We start from the raw sequence: 15487 nt of genomic DNA, 5'->3' as shown, positions 1-15487 counted from the left end.
TAGCTATAACTTTATTACTGTCATAAAGTTAAAAGTTACATTATCCATTCTACCTTAGAAAGTAAATTTTGGCAAGTATTATTCCACAGTAACCGATTTCGCAAGGTTACGAGGTTTATCAACGTCCAAACCACGTTGAAGTGTTGCGTAGTAAGCAATCAATTGTGCTGGTACGACCATTGCAATAGCTGACAAGAATGGGTGTACAGTTGTTACGATGATATCGTCTCCTTCACGTGCTTGACTTTCGTCAACAATTGTAAGAACACTTGCTCCACGAGCTTCAACTTCTTGGATATTACCACGTGTATGTGATGCAAGAACAGGATTGCTTGAGATAAGTGCGATAACAGGCACACCTTCTTCAATCAATGAAATTGTACCGTGTTTCAATTCACCAGCTGCAAATCCTTCACATTGAATGTATGAAATTTCTTTTAATTTCAAGCTAGCTTCCATGGCAACATAGTAGTCTGAACCACGACCGATGTAAAAGGCGTTACGAGTTTCTTTAAGAAGTGCTTCTGCTTTTTCAGCAATCGTGTCTTTTTCAGAAAGTGTTGCTTCAATAGATTGTGCAACGATAGCAAGTTCGTGAACAACATCAAAATCAGCTGCTGCTTTGTTGCCATTAGCATCACCAACTGCTTTAGCAAGAATTGCCAATGTTGCAACTTGAGCTGTGTAAGCTTTTGTTGAAGCAACTGCAATTTCAGGTCCTGCATGCAAAAGCATAGTGTATGTTGCTTCACGTGACAATGTTGAACCAGGAACGTTTGTAATAGTCAAGCTAGGAATGCCCATTTGATTTGCTTTAACCAAGACTTGACGACTATCAGCTGTTTCACCAGATTGTGAAATCATGATGAAAAGTGGTTTTTGGCTCAATAAAGGCATGTTGTAGCCCCATTCAGATGCAATACCAAGTTCAACTGGTGTATCAGTCATTTGTTCAAGGAATGATTTTGAAGCAAAACCAGCATGGTAAGATGTTCCAGCAGCCAAAATGTAAATACGATCTGCTTCTTGAACAGCTTTGATAATTTCAGGATCAACAGTGACTTGATTATTGTCATCTGTGTAAGCAGTGATTAACTTACGCATAACTGTTGGTTGTTCATCAATTTCTTTCAACATATAGTAAGGGTAAGTTCCTTTACCAATATCAGATAAGTCAAGCTCAGCTGTGTAAGAATCACGTTCGATAGCATTGCCATCATAATCCATAACTGAAACAGAATCTTTTGTCAAAACAACCAATTCTTTGTCATGGATTTCCATAAATTCGCTAGTTTCGCGAATCATAGCCATAGCATCTGAACATACCATATTGTATCCGTCACCCAAACCAATCAAAAGAGGTGATTTGTTTTTAGCCACATAAATAGTATCAGGATCTTCAGCATCAACCAAAGCAAACGCATATGAACCTTCAATGATTTTCAAAGCTTTTTTAAAAGCTTCAAGAACTGACAAACCTTGTTCAACGAATTCACCAACTAAATGAACAGCGATTTCAGTATCAGTTTCACCTTTAAGATGGTGATTTGAAAGATATGTTTCTTTGATTTGTAGATAGTTTTCAATAACACCGTTGTGAACCAAGACAAAACGTCCAGTTTCAGATGTATGTGGGTGAGCATTCAATTCAGTTGGTTGACCGTGAGTTGCCCAACGTGTGTGACCGATACCTGTGTAACCAGCCATATCAATTCCAATTTTCGCACGAAGATCAGCAATACGTCCAACTGATTTAATTAAGCGACCTTGATTAACACCATTAGTAACGTAAATTCCTGCAGAATCGTAACCACGGTATTCCAATTTTTCAAGACCTTGCATTAAGATGTCTGTTGCGTTTTTGTTTCCAACAACACCAACAATACCACACATATTTTTTTACCTTTAATAGGAAAAACCTATTTTCTCTTTCTTATTTTTTGAATTGGTATAGTCTAATAAAGACCTACCAAAACCTTACAGCAACAGTATATAACTTTACTTTTACCTTGTCAACAGAAAGATTGGTATAAAATATACTATACCAATTCTTTATTGGTCTAAAAGAAAAATTAAACAAAAAAACAGAGTAGCTAAACTACTCTGTTGTAATGAATCCAAATTGATTAAGTGGCAGAACTTTGAAAGTCACAACACCACGAATTTGACTTTCCTTGATTAGTCCAAAACTACGACTATCATTAGTGTTCTGACGATCATCATTTAAGACTAGATAATACCCTTTTGGTACTTCGTTATATTTACCATTAGAAACTGTATTAACAGAAAAATCCGAAGTAAATGGCTGTTGGGTATCCGAAGTTGACAAATATTCAGATTTAATCTTGCTAATGTATGGTTCTTCTTTAACTTTGTTATTAACATAAAGAATATCATCCATTACAGTCACACTTTGTCCAGCTGTTGCGACAACACGACTAATGTAAAAAATGCCATCTTTCTTGTAAACGATGAAATCTTTATAGCGTGGTTCTCGATTTCGATTAACAACTACGACATCACCATTTGATAGGTATGAATTAGCGGCATCCTCATGCACTTTAAAAGTTGAAAAGACAAAAATCCTCAACAAGAATATCGCTAAAATAGCAATTAAGACTAAAATAATATTTCGAATAAAATCGCGCTTAACCATAATTTCTCCTATTCTTTGTTCTATTATATCATGTTTCTGAACATAAAAAAAGTAGGCATGTGACTTTTGACACAAAGTAAGTAAGTTAACCTTATTTTATCAGAATAAAAGAATAAAAAATGAGAATATTTGCCCCAAAAATGTCCCACAACATAAAAAAACCCTATCACACAGGCCTTAAAGCTTGATATGATAGGGACTTTTTTATTTTCGTCGTAGACTGCTGGATGTTCTTCGTTCAAAGAACTGTGACCATCCTAGCATTCCTGACGGAGGTGCGTCAACGAAATCAAAGATTTCTGACTTACCACCTTATTTTACAGTGCGGATACGCATTGTGTTTGTACCACCTGAACCAACAGGGACACCAGCGACGATAACGATGTTATCACCTGATTGAACCAATCCTGATTCAAGAGCAGCTTTTTCAGCAACTTCAAACATGTCATCAGTTGATGCAGGTTTTTCAGTTACGACTGGAATAACACCCCAGTTAATCATCAATGATTTTTGAGTTTTTTCGTCGAATGTTACAGCCAAGATGTCAGCATCTGGACGGTATTTAGAGATAAGACGAGCAGTGTTACCAGATTCAGTAAGAGCAACTACAAGTTTGATATCCATTGAGCTTGTTGCATCTTTAACTGCAGAAGCAACAACTTCTGTTTTAGAAGTACGAGCGAATGATGATGAATCAAGACGTCCGTATTCGTTAAGAAGAGTTTGAGCGTTTTTATCGATTGTAGCCATTGCACGAACTGCTTCAACTGGGTATTTACCGTTTGCAGATTCACCTGAAAGCATTGTTGCGTCAGTACCATCGATAACAGCGTTGAACACGTCAGATACTTCTGAACGAGTTGCACGTGGTTTTTCAGTCATAGATTCAAGCATGTTTGTTGCTGTGATAACTGCTTTACCAGCTGCGTTAACTTTAGTGATGATCATTTTTTGGTAAACTGGAACCATTTCAAATGGAACTTCGATACCCATGTCACCACGAGCGATCATGATACCATCAGCAGCTTCGATGATTTCGTCGATGTTTTCGATACCTTGTTGGTTTTCGATTTTAGCGAACAAACGAACGTGTCCGTTACCAGTTTCTTCACAGATTGCACGAACTTCTTCAACGTCTTTTGCAGTACGTACGAATGAGATAGCGATGAAGTTAAGACCTTGTTCAAGACCAAAACGGATATCAGCGTTATCACGTTCAGCAAGAGCTGGGAATGGGATTTTAGTGTAAGGAATGTTTACACCTTTTTGTTTAGCGATAATACCATCGTTTTCAACTTCAACAACAAATTCACGAGTTGCATCGTCTTTAGCTACAACACGAAGACCAAGTTTACCATCGTCAACAAGAACTTGTTTACCAACTTCAACGTCATCGTAGATGTCAAGGGCACCAGCAACGTTCAAAGCGATAACTTCGCGAGTTGATTTGATACCTTGTTTAGTAGCAACACGGATTTGTTCACCAGTTTTGTATGAATATTCTTTAGCTTCGCCTTCAAAAAGTTCAGTACGGATTTCAGGACCTTTAGTGTCAAGAAGGAAACCAACTTTTTGTCCAGCAATTTCTTCGGCACGACGTACAGTTGCCATACGTTCACCTTGTTCTGCGTGGTCACCGTGTGAGAAGTTGAAACGGAAGACGTTTGCACCTTCTTTAATCAATTGAGCGATTTTTTGTGCTGATGCTTCAACATCAAGGCTTTCACCCCAATATCCATCTTCACCGAATTTTTTACCGCCACGGATTTCAACCGCAGGACCAAGTGTTGCAACGATTTTTACGCGTTTATTCATGATAATATGAAACTCCCTTTATTTTTAAGCCGAATGAACGACTATTAATAACAATAATTTTTAATCTATAAATACTATACTATTATAAATGAGCAATGTCTCGATTTAATTGAGCAAAGTCAAGACGTGCTTTGTGTGGCATGTTGACGATAATGCTACCATCTTCTGCCAATGAGAATAGAGCACCTTCTTCTTTAGTACCAAGAATTGGGCTTTCTACTAATTCTTCGTTGTGGATACCAACAGCAAGTCCACCACGACCTTGTTGAAGCAATTCAACAGCGTGAGCACCCATCCAAGAAGCAAGAACACGATCACGAGGTGATGGTGCACCACCACGAAGGATGTGACCAAGGTTAGTTGCACGAAGGTCGCTAGTATCACCAGCTTCTTTCATCAACTCTGCAAATTTTTCAGCATGCATTACACCTTCAGCAAGAACGATAAGGTGACGTTCTTTACCTTTGTTTTCGTAACCATCTTTAACTTTTGCAACAACTTCGTTGATGTCATATTCTTCTTCAGGAATAATGATTTGGTCAGCACCTGCAGCAATACCTGCCCAAAGAGCGATATCACCGGCGTTACGTCCCATTACTTCAACAACGAATGTACGTTTGTGACTGTAAGATGTATCACGGATTTTGTCAAGAGCTTCCATAGCTGTGTTTACAGCTGTATCAAACCCAAGAGTGTAATCTGTACCAGCGATATCGTTATCGATTGTACCTGGGATACCAACTGCTGGGAATCCGTGTTCTGTCAAGCGCATAGCACCGTGATAAGAACCGTCACCACCGATAACAACGACACCTTCGATACCGTGTTTTTTAAGTTGTTCGATACCAGCAAGTTGTCCTTCAAGAGTTGCAAACTCAGGGTAACGAGCTGATTGAAGGAAAGTACCACCACGTGACAAAATGTTTGAAACACTTTGAGCGTCCAATGGGAAAATGTCGCCATCGACCATACCAGCATAACCGCGGTTGATTCCGAAGACTTCCATTCCTTCTTTAATTGCTTTACGAACAACTGCACGAACAGCAGCATTCATACCAGGAGCGTCGCCGCCACTAGTCAAAACAGCAATACGTTTCATTTTGCTAATACTCCTTTTATTAATCTAACGTTCTTATTATAGCACATTACTTTGTAAAAAGCTTTACTTTATTTTATTTTTACTAAATTTTTATTGATAAATCGTTTTCACTGTATATGGAGTTAAAGCTTGTAAAAGCTCTTCATCCTTTTTAACCAAATGTCTCTGACTTTGTAAGGTTTGCTTACTATCTTGGTAGTGCAAAATCACAGGAATATTACCTGGATATTGTGACAAGATGTCCGAAACTTCTCTATCATGTAAATGATTTGGAAGTAATAACCACAAACGTTCACTACTTGCTTCTTGAACATGATTTAGCACCATCTGCAATCGATTGTTGCGATTTTGAATCTTACCTGTTAAATAATAAAATCTTCCCTCTTGCAATTCGTCTTTATAGCGCGCAAAAACTTCTGGAAAGAGAGTGACGTCAAATTTTTTCTGTGTATCTGTCACATTCAGAAAAGCCATCTGCTCACCCTTGGTTTTTGTTCTAATCACACGAATCTGACTTAGCTCAACAAGAATAGTCGCTTCAGTGTTTTCATGCAAATCAGCTAAAGCCGTAAAAGCAACAGATGAGTTCTTGGCAATTTCAAGAAGTGGGTGTGGACTGATTCCTACTCCAAGTAATCCCTGTTCCTGACGATATTTTTCAGTATTTGGAAAGTCTTCTACTTCAATCCAATTATAAGAATTCTCAGCAAAAAGGCTACCTAGTTCATTAACGAATATGAAAAGAGGTTCCAGATTTTCAATAATCTTGCGGCGATTTTTTTCAAAGTTATCAAAAGCACCGACTTCAACCAATGGTGTGATGAGTTCTTTCTTTTGATAATTTTCAGGTAGTTTGGTTAAGAAGTCCTCAATACTTGAAAACGGTCGATGATCAATAATCCAGTAACATAAATCACGTGGAAGGGCTCGTAGGTTCTTCAAACCAAGATAAATTTGACCATCAGCTATCTTATCGTTATAAGGCACTGTATTGATGTCGATTTTCCTGATGCGAAACTCTGATTCCATAGCATCCGTAATATAATCGGCACTTGAATAATTCAGCATGACATCATAAAAAACTGCAGGATAGTGTGCCTTAAAATAAGCTAGTTGAAAAGCTAATGCTGAGTAAGCAAAGGCGTGACTTCTATTAAAACCGTAGCCAGCAAATTTAGCCATGCGAGAAAATAAATCTTTAGCCGTTTCAAGCGGTCGACCAAGAGCCTGTGCACCTTTTAAGAACTCGCTTTCCATTTTTTGCATGTCTTCTGCCTTTTTCTTAGACATGGCACGACGCAACAAATCCGCTTTTCCCAGAGTGAATCCTGCATAGACCTGTGCAATTTGCATCACTTGCTCTTGATAAAGCATGATGCCATAGGTTGGCTCCAAGATTTTTGCCACCAGAGGGTCAATCAAATCAATCGCTTCTTGTCCAAAACGACGTCTAATAAAGTTTTCGGTGTAATCACTAGCCCCAGGACGGTTCAAACTCGTTGTTGCCACAATATCTTCAAATTTTTGTGGTTTAATACGTTTTAACAGATTAATGGCGCCAGCTTGTTCAAATTGAAAAATTCCTTTTGTCTTTCCTGCAGCAAATAAAGCTAGCGTTTGCTGATCTTCTAAATCAATCGATTTGATGTCAATAGTGATGCCGTATTCTTTAGCGACCTTTTCTTGCATGCGTTGCACAAAAGTAAGGTTACGAAGCCCAAGAAAGTCCATTTTAAGAAGACCGTTTGCTTCAACTGCAGCCGCATCGTATTGCGTAATCATCATATCTTCGCCAGCTTTTAATGGAATATGCTCGGTCAGATTGTCATCGCTCATAACGACACCAGCGGCGTGAATTGAAGTCTGCCGAGGATTTCCTTCGATACGTTTGGCAATCGCAAAGGCTTTTTGATACTCGATTTTAGAATTAATAATTTGACGGAAAGATAAATTCTTTTCGTAAACTGTACTTAAGTTATCTCTGAAACTGATTTTTTTAGTGATATTAGTCAATTCATGCTCTGGTGCACCGAATCGTTTAAAAACATCACGAATAGCTTGTTTAGCACCAAAAGTTGAAAAAGTCACAATTTGAGCCGAATGAAGACTACCATAACGATTACGGACATAATGAAGAAACTCACTACGATAAACATCTGGTAGGTCAATATCAATATCAGGCATGCTATAACGTTCTTCATTTAGAAAACGTTCAAAGAGCAGATTGTTCTTCACTGGGTCAATCCCAGTAATATCAAGAGCATAGGAAACTAAACTTCCCGCAGCAGAACCGCGTCCCATTCCCATGTAATACCCTCGACTTCGACCAAAGCGCAGCAAATCCCAAACGATAAGAAAGTAATCATCAAATCCCATCTTGTGAATGACCGAAAGTTCTTTAGCTAAGCGTTCTTGGTACTCTGGCAACCAAAGATTTTTAGCCTTAAGCCCTGCTTCAGTTAATTCTATCAATTCCTCTTGAGCAGGCTTTTGACGATTAAAGCGCGGTAATTTTAATTCACTATTAAAGTCATAGTGAATATCAGCAACTAATTTTTCTAGATTATCTAGAGCTTGTGGAAATTTTTGCTCAAAAGCCTGTGTTAAAATATCACAAGCCATCAACTGTTGTCCTTGCGGTGCAGCTGGCGCATCTTTCAAGCTAATATTATCTCGAATAGCATGAAGCATGTGAAGCGTTTCGACTTCATTAGTATTAAAATACCGTACTGTATGAAGTGGAATTAAAGGTTTGTCATAATCCCTTTCTTCTGAGTGAACATTTACTCCGATATAATACTCAAAAGGAAGCGACAAGCTCTCCAAACCATCAAAATACGGGATAATAACCACTAAGCCTGACAAGTAATCCTTTAAATCCTCCACCTGAATACCAGACGTCATCTGACGACTAGACACTTTCATCAAGTTTTTGTAACCTGTCGTATCACGCGCAATTAAGTACACACTTAAGGAAAGATTTTCCTGTAAATTAAGCGTCAACTCAAGCCCCAAAACAGGACGCAGACCTTCGCTTTTAGCTTTTGTAATAAAATGAAAGGCGGCATAGAGATTATCTTTGTCCATAATCCCAATGGTTTGGTAGCCTAATACTTTTGCTTCTTTGACATAGCCCTCTAAGTCAATTAAGCTATCCATAAAAGAATAAACAGTCTTGGTATCTAATTGGGCAAACATAAAAGCCCTCCTTTCTCCGATTGATTTCTTTTTCTATTATACACTAAAAATCAAAGCATATTTGCGTTTAAATTGAAATAAGATGCCTTAGCGATTGATTCCTTGACATTTCAAGCTTATTTTTGTACCATTTATTTAGTACAAGACTTCTTTCAAGACTTCTTCTAATTAATACAATTAAGACTTCTTTAAATTTTAATAGAAAGGGGTTATCGTATGTCCTGGAAATTTGATGAAAAATCACCTATTTATGTCCAAATCGCACAACATATTAAGATGCAAATCATCAGTCAAGAAATCAAAAGCGGTGATCAACTCCCAACCGTTCGCGAATTAGCTGAAGAAGCTGGTGTCAATCCCAACACAATGCAACGCGCTTTTTCAGAACTAGAACGCGAAGGCATGGTTTACTCTCAACGAACATCTGGCCGCTTTGTTACAGATGACACTGACCTCATCATGCAAAAACGTCGAGAAGTTGCTGAGGCAGAATTGCAATCATTCGTTAATAACATGCAAAAAATAGGATTTGAAATCGACGATATTGTGACTACACTAGAATCGTATATTAAGGAGAAAAAATAGGATGAGTCAATTACTCCAACTACATCACGTTACCAAAAAATACAAAAAACATGTAGCTGTTGACGATGTGACACTTAGTTTACCTGCCGGTAAGATTATTGGCTTACTCGGCCCAAATGGAAGCGGGAAAACAACACTGATTAAACTAATCAACGGACTTCTTCACCCAACAACTGGAGAAATCGTCATTGATGGTTACCGTCCTTCAGTCGACACTAAAAAAATCATTTCATACCTTCCAGATACTTCTTACCTTAGAGAAGATATGAAAATCAAGGATGCCCTTGCTTTCTTCGAAGATTTTTACGAAGACTTCTCTCGTGAAAAAGCTGAACACCTTTTAGAAGATTTAGACCTTAATCCAAATGATATCCTCAAAAACCTATCAAAAGGGAATAAAGAAAAAGTGCAGCTAATCTTGGTCATGAGCCGACAAGCAAAACTTTATATTCTTGATGAACCAATTGGCGGTGTTGACCCAGCCGCGCGTGACTACATTTTACGCACTATCATCAATAATTACTGTGAAGAGGCTTCTGTTATTATCTCAACGCACTTAATTTCAGAAATCGAACCAATCCTTGATGAAATCATTTTCCTTAAGGACGGAAAAATTATTTTGCAAGGCAATACGGATGATATTCGTGAAGAGCACGGTCAATCCATTGATTCACTCTTCCGTGAGACTTACAAAGCTTAGGGAGGAATTATGTTTTCAAAACTTTTAAAATACGAACTAAAATCTGTCGGTAAATGGTACTTCGCACTTAATGCGTCAATTATCGCTATTTCCATCTTCCTTGGCTTTAGCATCAAGACACTTACAGACTATGCTGAAAACTATACAACAAGTACTGCTAATCATTACACACAACTGATTCCAATCATCTTAGCAATCATGTTTGGTGTTGTGGTTGCCAGTGCTTGGATTGCTACACTAGCTATCATCGTGCGACGTTTTTATAAAAATATCTTTGGTCGCGAAGGTTACCTTACTTTAACCTTGCCAGTATCTACTCACCAAATCATTTTATCTAAACTGATTGCTTCACTGATTTGGACTGCCTTTAACACTATCGTTGTTACTATTGGTGTGACGTTGCTTATTATACCGATTTTTGGCCTAGGTCATTTTCTAGCTTTCCTACCACAATTAGCTAAAATGCTCACTCCTGCCGAATGGGGAATTGGGTTCCTTTGGTTAGCAATCTCTTCTATTTCAGGAATTCTGCTCATCTACTTAGCTATTACAATTGGTCAATTATTTGCTAATAGACGTGGTCTTATGGCATTCGTTGCCTACTTCGTCGTTTCATTCATCGTTTTATTAGTGTCTGAAATCCTCGGAAGCCACGAACTAAATAGTGACCTTACTATCCATTTCTTTATCTATTCTTGTATTGAGTGCTTTATCGAAGGTGCCATCTTCTACTTAGCAACACATTACTTGCTTAAAAACAAAATTAATATTCAATAAATATTATAGCCACCAAATTCTGGTGGCTATTTTTATATCTGGAATTATGTCTGGGTGAAAGCACAAAAAATCATTCTCGCAGTCTTCCTACTACTGATAGTAAAAAAACTTTTTTGGGTCTCTTTTTGGGTCTCTCCAAAAGGCAAAACTAGACAAAACGTAAAAACAAAAAACGTTGATATATCAACGTTTTGCGTAACTTTGCTAAACTATGAAAAGCTTTTATGGAGCCGGTGGGAGTCGAACCCACGTCCAAACACCTGCCAATACATTCGTCTACAACCATAGGTTATGTCTTTGATTTAACTTAAGCTCGATACATAACTCAAACCTAGATTAAGCGAGCCTATAAATCTCTTTTTGACTAGCTAGGCAATAATCAAACGTAGCTTGCTAATCAATGAAACCTCTAGCAAAACACAAGCAATCCTGTAGAGATCACGCGAGCTGGTTTTTAGGCAGCTACAGCGTAAGAATTTGTATTTTTTGCAGTTATATTTAACTGGCATTTTTACATCTGCCGATGAGTCGCAGAATGTACCTCATAATGCCTGTCGAATCCGTAACGACCCCAGATATTATAAAGTAGTCAAAAGCTACGTTTGTTATTATAGCAAATAATGTTTAAAATAGCAAAAAAGAAATTCTTATGATATGATAAGAATTATGAAAATGAAGATGTTCGACCACTATGCCTTTTGGCAGCGACTGATCAAGTTTCTGGGAGTATTAGCCTTGCTGGGAACGTTTGTTTTAGTCATCTGGTTCTACCATTTAGGGATTCTAAACGATAGTAATGCACTCAAAGATTTTGTTAATCAGCACAGTGTCTGTGGGCCTTTAGTTTTTATCTTAGTGCAAATCTTTCAAGTCGTCTTCCCAGTGATTCCAGGTGGTGTCACAACAGTTGCTGGCTTTTTAATTTTTGATCCAATCCTTGCCTTCTTTTACAACTATGTTGGTATTGTGATTGGTAGTATCATACTATTTATTCTTGTTAGACTATATGGCCGCAAGTTTATTCTACTTTTTGTCGATGAGAAGACTTTTTACAAATACGAAGCAAAACTAAACACTCAAAATTATGAAAACTTCTTCATCATTTGCATGTTATCACCCATTTCACCAGCTGATATCGTGGTGATGATAACTGGATTATCTCGCATTTCATTAAAACGTTTCATCTTCATTATCCTACTAACCAAGCCAATTTCAATTATTTCTTATAGTTATATCTGGATTTTTGGAGGAAATATCCTAAAATTACTATTAGGTCACTAAAGCCTGAGCTTAGCTCGGCTTTTTCTTTTTTCATTACAACTGTAATTTTTCAAAAAAATTTCATGTAAACATTTTCACAGTATTGAAAAATTCTTACATAGTAGTAGACTTATAACGAAGGAGTTTACTAATGAAGTTATACGTTCAATTTATGATAATTCTCATCTTTTCATTTATTGGGGAGGCGATTTCTAATTTACTCAATTTACCTGTTCCTGGTAGCATTATTGGGTTAGTGCTACTTTTTCTTGCCCTGGAATTCAAGGTAATTCGTCTGAGACACATAGATGTTGTGGGAAATTTTTTGCTCAATAATATGACCATTCTTTTCTTGCCTGCAGCTGTCGGAATCATGGATCGATTCAATGACATCAAGGATTATTTGCTCCCTATCACCATTATCATTCTTGTAGCCATCTTTTTGAATGTTGCTACTATTGGTTTTGTTGTTCAATTCATCAAAACACGCTTTGAAGGAGACTATGTTGATAAAGGAGGTCATCATGACTGATATTCTTACAAACCCAATCTTTGGTATCATGCTATCAATCCTAGCATACCTTATGGGCATGCTTATTTTTAGGCGTTTTCCACACCCAATTACTACCCCTTTACTATTGGCAACCTTTTTTATTATTGCCTTTTTAAAGATTACTAAGATTTCCTACCATGATTATTACATCGGCGGAAGTTATCTTAACACATTGATTGTTCCATCAACAGTAGCGCTCGGTATTCCACTTTATCGCTCATTCCACTTGATGAAACATCACATCAGAAGTATCCTAACTGGTATTCTTGCTGCTTGTATCGTCAACACGACTTTTACTGCTCTTGTTGCGAAAACATTTGGTATTAAATATTTGCTAGCTATTTCACTATTCCCTAAATCAGTAACAACTGCAATGGCGGTTGGAATCACTGAAAAAATGGGAGGAATTACAACTGTAACACTTGTTGTCGTTGTTATTACTGGGATTTTAACAAGTGTTCTTGGACCTGTTTTTTTAAAACTCTTAAAAATCGAAGATCCTGTTGCTATCGGGCTTAGCCTTGGTGGAACAGGACACGCAATCGGTACTGGAACAGCTCTAAAATACGGTCTCGTTGAAGGAGCGATGGGCGGACTTGCTATCGGAGTTACCGGAATTGTTTACGTTATTATCAGTCCAATCGTGGCTCAAATTATTTTAAAATAAGCTTTTTTATAAGTGCCTGTGGTGAAAATCACAGGCTTTTTATTTGCCCTTAAACTGCTCATAACGCTATCCAATATTAACTTGCGGCAACTTTCCTTAAATAGCTCTGAAGACTTCACAGAAAGGCTTTTATGAGCATATACAAAAAGAAAAAGCCAAGAACTGGCTTTTCTAATCGGTATAACACTCCACCCTAAGGGAATCGAACCCCTATTTCAAGAACCGGAATCTTGCGTGATATCCATTACACTAAGAGTGGCAACTACTATATTATACCACATCGAAACAAAAAGAAAAGACTTGGAAATCAAGTCTTTTCTCATTTATAATTACAATTCAATATCGCCAAACAAGTCAGCCATTGAGAATCCAGTTTGAGTTTCTGGAAGTTCGTAATCACGTTTAGCTTCACGTTTTGGACGACGTGGACGTGATTGACGTTTTTCTTCGTTTTCAGCTTGTGCTGGACGTTCTTCAAGAGCTTTGATTGAAAGTGATACACGTTCTGCAGCAGCGTTAACATCAAGAACTTTAACGTTAACTTCTTGACCTACTGAAAGAACATCTTTTGGATTTTCAACACGTTTGTGTGAGATTTGTGAGATGTGAACAAGTCCATCGATACCAGGCAATACTTCAACGAAAGCACCGAAGTCAGTCAAACGTTTAACTTTACCTTCAACAACATCGCCAGCAGCAAGTTTTTGTTCTACGCCATCCCATGGTCCAGGTGTTGTAGCTTTAAGAGAAAGTGATACACGACCTGCTTCTTCATCGATTGAAAGAACTTTAACTTCAACTTCTTCACCAACAGAAACAACTGATTTAGGTGAAACGTTGCGTTCGTGTGACAACTCAGTTACGTGAACAAGTCCGTCAACACCACCAAGGTCGATGAAAGCACCAAAGCTTGTCAAGCGAGCAACTTTACCTTTAACGATTGCGCCTTCTTCAAGTTTAGAGAAGACTTCTTTACGAGCTGCAGCAGCTTTTTCTTCAACAACTTCACGACGTGAAAGGATGAAGCGGTTTTCAGCTGGAACAACTTCTTTGATTTTAGCTTCAAATTCTTGACCAACAAATTTTTCAGTGTTACGTACGAAACGTGTATCGATCATTGAAGCAGGGATGAATCCGCGAAGTCCTTCAAATTCAACTGAAAGACCACCTTTAACAGCGCGTGTACCTTTAACAGTAACAACTTCGCCTTCGCGACCAACAAGTTTATCCCAAGCTTTGCGAGCTTCCAAGCGTTTTTTAGAGACAAGGAAAGTAACTGTATCAGTATCTTTACCTACTACTTGACGAAGAACAAGTACTTCAACTGTGTCGCCAGTTTTAACGAAATCGTTAATATCAGCATCGCGATCGTTAGTCAATTCACGAAGTGTAAGAACACCTTCAACACCTGTTCCTTCGATAACAACGTTTGCTTGATCATTATCAACAGTTAAAACTTCCGCAGTGACAACATCACCAGGGTTTACTTCGCTAACACTGTTTAGCAAATCTTCAAATTCATTCATTCTAAAAAATCCTCCAACAAAAGCTAGCTTAAGCTAGCTTTTGACAACAATAATATTTCTCAAGGTAACCCGCAACGACAACAACTTTTATCTTTGACGGTGTCAAGCCGAAACTCGATACCTTTGACTGGGGTAGCTGGATTCGAACCAACGCATGAGGGAGTCAAAGTCCCTTGCCTTACCGCTTGGCTATACCCCAAAAACAAGGTTCAATTAATTCTAAGATAACTTCTTAGAAATGGAAGGGGAGGGATTCGAACCCCCGAACCCGAAGGAGCGGATTTACAGTCCGCCGCGTTTAGCCTCTTCGCTACCCTTCCGTTACGACAAAAACTATTCTAGCATAGTTTTTGTTCTCTGACAAGTACTTTTCGCTATTTTTTAGCGATTTAAGTTGTAATTTTCAATAATACTTTCAATTGCTTGCTCTAAAGTTTTGAAAAGTGCTTCAACTTCTCCGTTTTTGACAACAGCAAATTTGTTATCAAGCTCAGCAATTTCACCGATAACTTTTTTTCCAGCAGTCAAATTATAACCATCGACATTAGCATTGTTGATGGCAACTTTGGCGTCAGCAAGTTGAATTTCGATTTTTTTATCTTTTTTGCTCATTTTTCCACCTCACGCTATTCATTTTACCGAAAAACAAAA

General features: G+C 37.9%; 13 protein-coding genes, 3 tRNA genes and 1 other RNA gene. 6 read left to right on the top strand and 11 right to left on the bottom strand.

What is annotated here, in order from left to right; genetic code table 11:
- Positions 1 to 78 precede the first annotated feature (78 nt).
- The 5 genes from glmS to GPZ88_RS08380 form a co-directional block, all read right to left on the bottom strand.
- A complete protein-coding gene (gene glmS / locus GPZ88_RS08400) occupies positions 79 to 1893 on the bottom strand; it encodes a glutamine--fructose-6-phosphate transaminase (isomerizing) (protein ID WP_158913604.1) in 1815 nt (604 codons plus the stop codon).
- Between the two features lie 205 nt (positions 1894 to 2098).
- Positions 2099 to 2656, bottom strand: a complete 558-nt coding sequence (gene lepB / locus GPZ88_RS08395; RefSeq protein WP_074601756.1) for a signal peptidase I — start codon at positions 2654 to 2656, stop codon at positions 2099 to 2101.
- Between the two features lie 312 nt (positions 2657 to 2968).
- Positions 2969 to 4471: a pyruvate kinase gene (pyk, locus tag GPZ88_RS08390; RefSeq protein WP_074563519.1), complete on the bottom strand. Its 1503-nt coding sequence runs from the start codon at positions 4469 to 4471 to the stop codon at positions 2969 to 2971.
- A gap of 82 nt (positions 4472 to 4553) precedes the next feature.
- Positions 4554 to 5570, bottom strand: coding sequence for a 6-phosphofructokinase (gene pfkA / locus GPZ88_RS08385; RefSeq protein WP_074559978.1), 1017 nt, complete (start codon positions 5568 to 5570; stop codon positions 4554 to 4556).
- A gap of 90 nt (positions 5571 to 5660) precedes the next feature.
- Positions 5661 to 8768, bottom strand: a complete 3108-nt coding sequence (locus GPZ88_RS08380; protein WP_166044042.1) for a DNA polymerase III subunit alpha — start codon at positions 8766 to 8768, stop codon at positions 5661 to 5663.
- A gap of 216 nt (positions 8769 to 8984) precedes the next feature.
- Here GPZ88_RS08380 and GPZ88_RS08375 point away from each other — a divergent pair, with 216 nt between their 5' ends.
- Genes GPZ88_RS08375 through GPZ88_RS08365 form a run of 3 tightly spaced genes read left to right on the top strand, consistent with a single transcriptional unit; the run spans position 8985 to position 10830 of the window.
- Positions 8985 to 9353 (top strand): GntR family transcriptional regulator, encoded by a 369-nt coding sequence (locus GPZ88_RS08375; RefSeq protein ID WP_006532025.1) that lies wholly within the window; start codon positions 8985 to 8987, stop codon positions 9351 to 9353.
- 1 nt (position 9354) lies between these two features.
- Entirely contained in the window at positions 9355 to 10053 is a 699-nt protein-coding gene (locus tag GPZ88_RS08370) for an ABC transporter ATP-binding protein (protein WP_039696991.1), read from the top strand.
- 9 nt (positions 10054 to 10062) lie between these two features.
- Positions 10063 to 10830 (top strand): ABC transporter permease, encoded by a 768-nt coding sequence (locus tag GPZ88_RS08365; protein WP_133017750.1) that lies wholly within the window; start codon positions 10063 to 10065, stop codon positions 10828 to 10830.
- Between the two features lie 222 nt (positions 10831 to 11052).
- Here GPZ88_RS08365 and ssrA read toward each other — a convergent pair.
- Positions 11053 to 11403, bottom strand: a transfer-messenger RNA (tmRNA) gene (ssrA, locus tag GPZ88_RS08360).
- Between the two features lie 93 nt (positions 11404 to 11496).
- Between ssrA and GPZ88_RS08355 the strand changes: the two genes are divergently transcribed.
- The 3 genes from GPZ88_RS08355 to GPZ88_RS08345 all read left to right on the top strand — a co-directional run bounded on the left by GPZ88_RS08355 (position 11497) and on the right by GPZ88_RS08345 (position 13310).
- On the top strand, positions 11497 to 12111 hold the full coding sequence (locus tag GPZ88_RS08355) for a TVP38/TMEM64 family protein (protein WP_074601748.1): 615 nt from the start codon (positions 11497 to 11499) through the stop codon (positions 12109 to 12111).
- 130 nt (positions 12112 to 12241) lie between these two features.
- Positions 12242 to 12622, top strand: coding sequence for a CidA/LrgA family protein (locus GPZ88_RS08350; protein WP_039697045.1), 381 nt, complete (start codon positions 12242 to 12244; stop codon positions 12620 to 12622).
- Positions 12615 to 13310 carry an LrgB family protein gene (locus tag GPZ88_RS08345; RefSeq protein ID WP_074563513.1) on the top strand — a complete coding sequence of 232 codons (696 nt, stop codon included), beginning with the start codon at positions 12615 to 12617 and terminating at the stop codon, positions 13308 to 13310. Before GPZ88_RS08350 ends, GPZ88_RS08345 begins: the two co-directional genes overlap by 8 nt.
- Positions 13311 to 13497: 187 nt before the next feature.
- Here GPZ88_RS08345 and GPZ88_RS08340 read toward each other — a convergent pair.
- The 5 genes from GPZ88_RS08340 to GPZ88_RS08320 all read right to left on the bottom strand — a co-directional run bounded on the left by GPZ88_RS08340 (position 13498) and on the right by GPZ88_RS08320 (position 15448).
- Positions 13498 to 13569: transfer RNA gene (locus GPZ88_RS08340), tRNA-Arg, on the bottom strand.
- A 70-nt stretch (positions 13570 to 13639) separates the two neighbouring features.
- Positions 13640 to 14836: a 30S ribosomal protein S1 gene (gene rpsA, locus GPZ88_RS08335; protein WP_009854084.1), complete on the bottom strand. Its 1197-nt coding sequence runs from the start codon at positions 14834 to 14836 to the stop codon at positions 13640 to 13642.
- A gap of 127 nt (positions 14837 to 14963) precedes the next feature.
- A tRNA-Gln gene (locus GPZ88_RS08330) sits at positions 14964 to 15035 on the bottom strand.
- A 40-nt stretch (positions 15036 to 15075) separates the two neighbouring features.
- A tRNA-Tyr gene (locus GPZ88_RS08325) sits at positions 15076 to 15156 on the bottom strand.
- Between the two features lie 61 nt (positions 15157 to 15217).
- Entirely contained in the window at positions 15218 to 15448 is a 231-nt protein-coding gene (locus GPZ88_RS08320) for a DUF2969 domain-containing protein (protein WP_039697048.1), read from the bottom strand.
- Between the last annotated feature and the right edge of the window lie 39 nt (positions 15449 to 15487).

It is taken from the genome of Streptococcus ruminicola, from assembly GCF_011387195.1.
Taxonomy (GTDB): domain Bacteria; phylum Bacillota; class Bacilli; order Lactobacillales; family Streptococcaceae; genus Streptococcus; species Streptococcus ruminicola.
Note: the sequence above shows the minus strand (reverse complement) of the source record. Positions and strands in the feature narration are given on the sequence as shown.

Excerpts from the sequence above, each read along its gene's own strand:
- glmS (WP_158913604.1), bottom strand. The coding sequence starts at position 1,893 with ATGTGTGGTATTGTTGGTGTTGTTGGAAACAAAAACGCAACAGACATC.
- lepB (WP_074601756.1), bottom strand. The coding sequence starts at position 2,656 with ATGGTTAAGCGCGATTTTATTCGAAATATTATTTTAGTCTTAATTGCT.
- pyk (WP_074563519.1), bottom strand. The coding sequence starts at position 4,471 with ATGAATAAACGCGTAAAAATCGTTGCAACACTTGGTCCTGCGGTTGAA.
- pfkA (WP_074559978.1), bottom strand. The coding sequence starts at position 5,570 with ATGAAACGTATTGCTGTTTTGACTAGTGGCGGCGACGCTCCTGGTATG.
- GPZ88_RS08380 (WP_166044042.1), bottom strand. The coding sequence starts at position 8,768 with ATGTTTGCCCAATTAGATACCAAGACTGTTTATTCTTTTATGGATAGC.
- GPZ88_RS08375 (WP_006532025.1), top strand. The coding sequence starts at position 8,985 with ATGTCCTGGAAATTTGATGAAAAATCACCTATTTATGTCCAAATCGCA.
- GPZ88_RS08370 (WP_039696991.1), top strand. The coding sequence starts at position 9,355 with ATGAGTCAATTACTCCAACTACATCACGTTACCAAAAAATACAAAAAA.
- GPZ88_RS08365 (WP_133017750.1), top strand. The coding sequence starts at position 10,063 with ATGTTTTCAAAACTTTTAAAATACGAACTAAAATCTGTCGGTAAATGG.
- GPZ88_RS08355 (WP_074601748.1), top strand. The coding sequence starts at position 11,497 with ATGAAAATGAAGATGTTCGACCACTATGCCTTTTGGCAGCGACTGATC.
- GPZ88_RS08350 (WP_039697045.1), top strand. The coding sequence starts at position 12,242 with ATGAAGTTATACGTTCAATTTATGATAATTCTCATCTTTTCATTTATT.
- GPZ88_RS08345 (WP_074563513.1), top strand. The coding sequence starts at position 12,615 with ATGACTGATATTCTTACAAACCCAATCTTTGGTATCATGCTATCAATC.
- rpsA (WP_009854084.1), bottom strand. The coding sequence starts at position 14,836 with ATGAATGAATTTGAAGATTTGCTAAACAGTGTTAGCGAAGTAAACCCT.
- GPZ88_RS08320 (WP_039697048.1), bottom strand. The coding sequence starts at position 15,448 with ATGAGCAAAAAAGATAAAAAAATCGAAATTCAACTTGCTGACGCCAAA.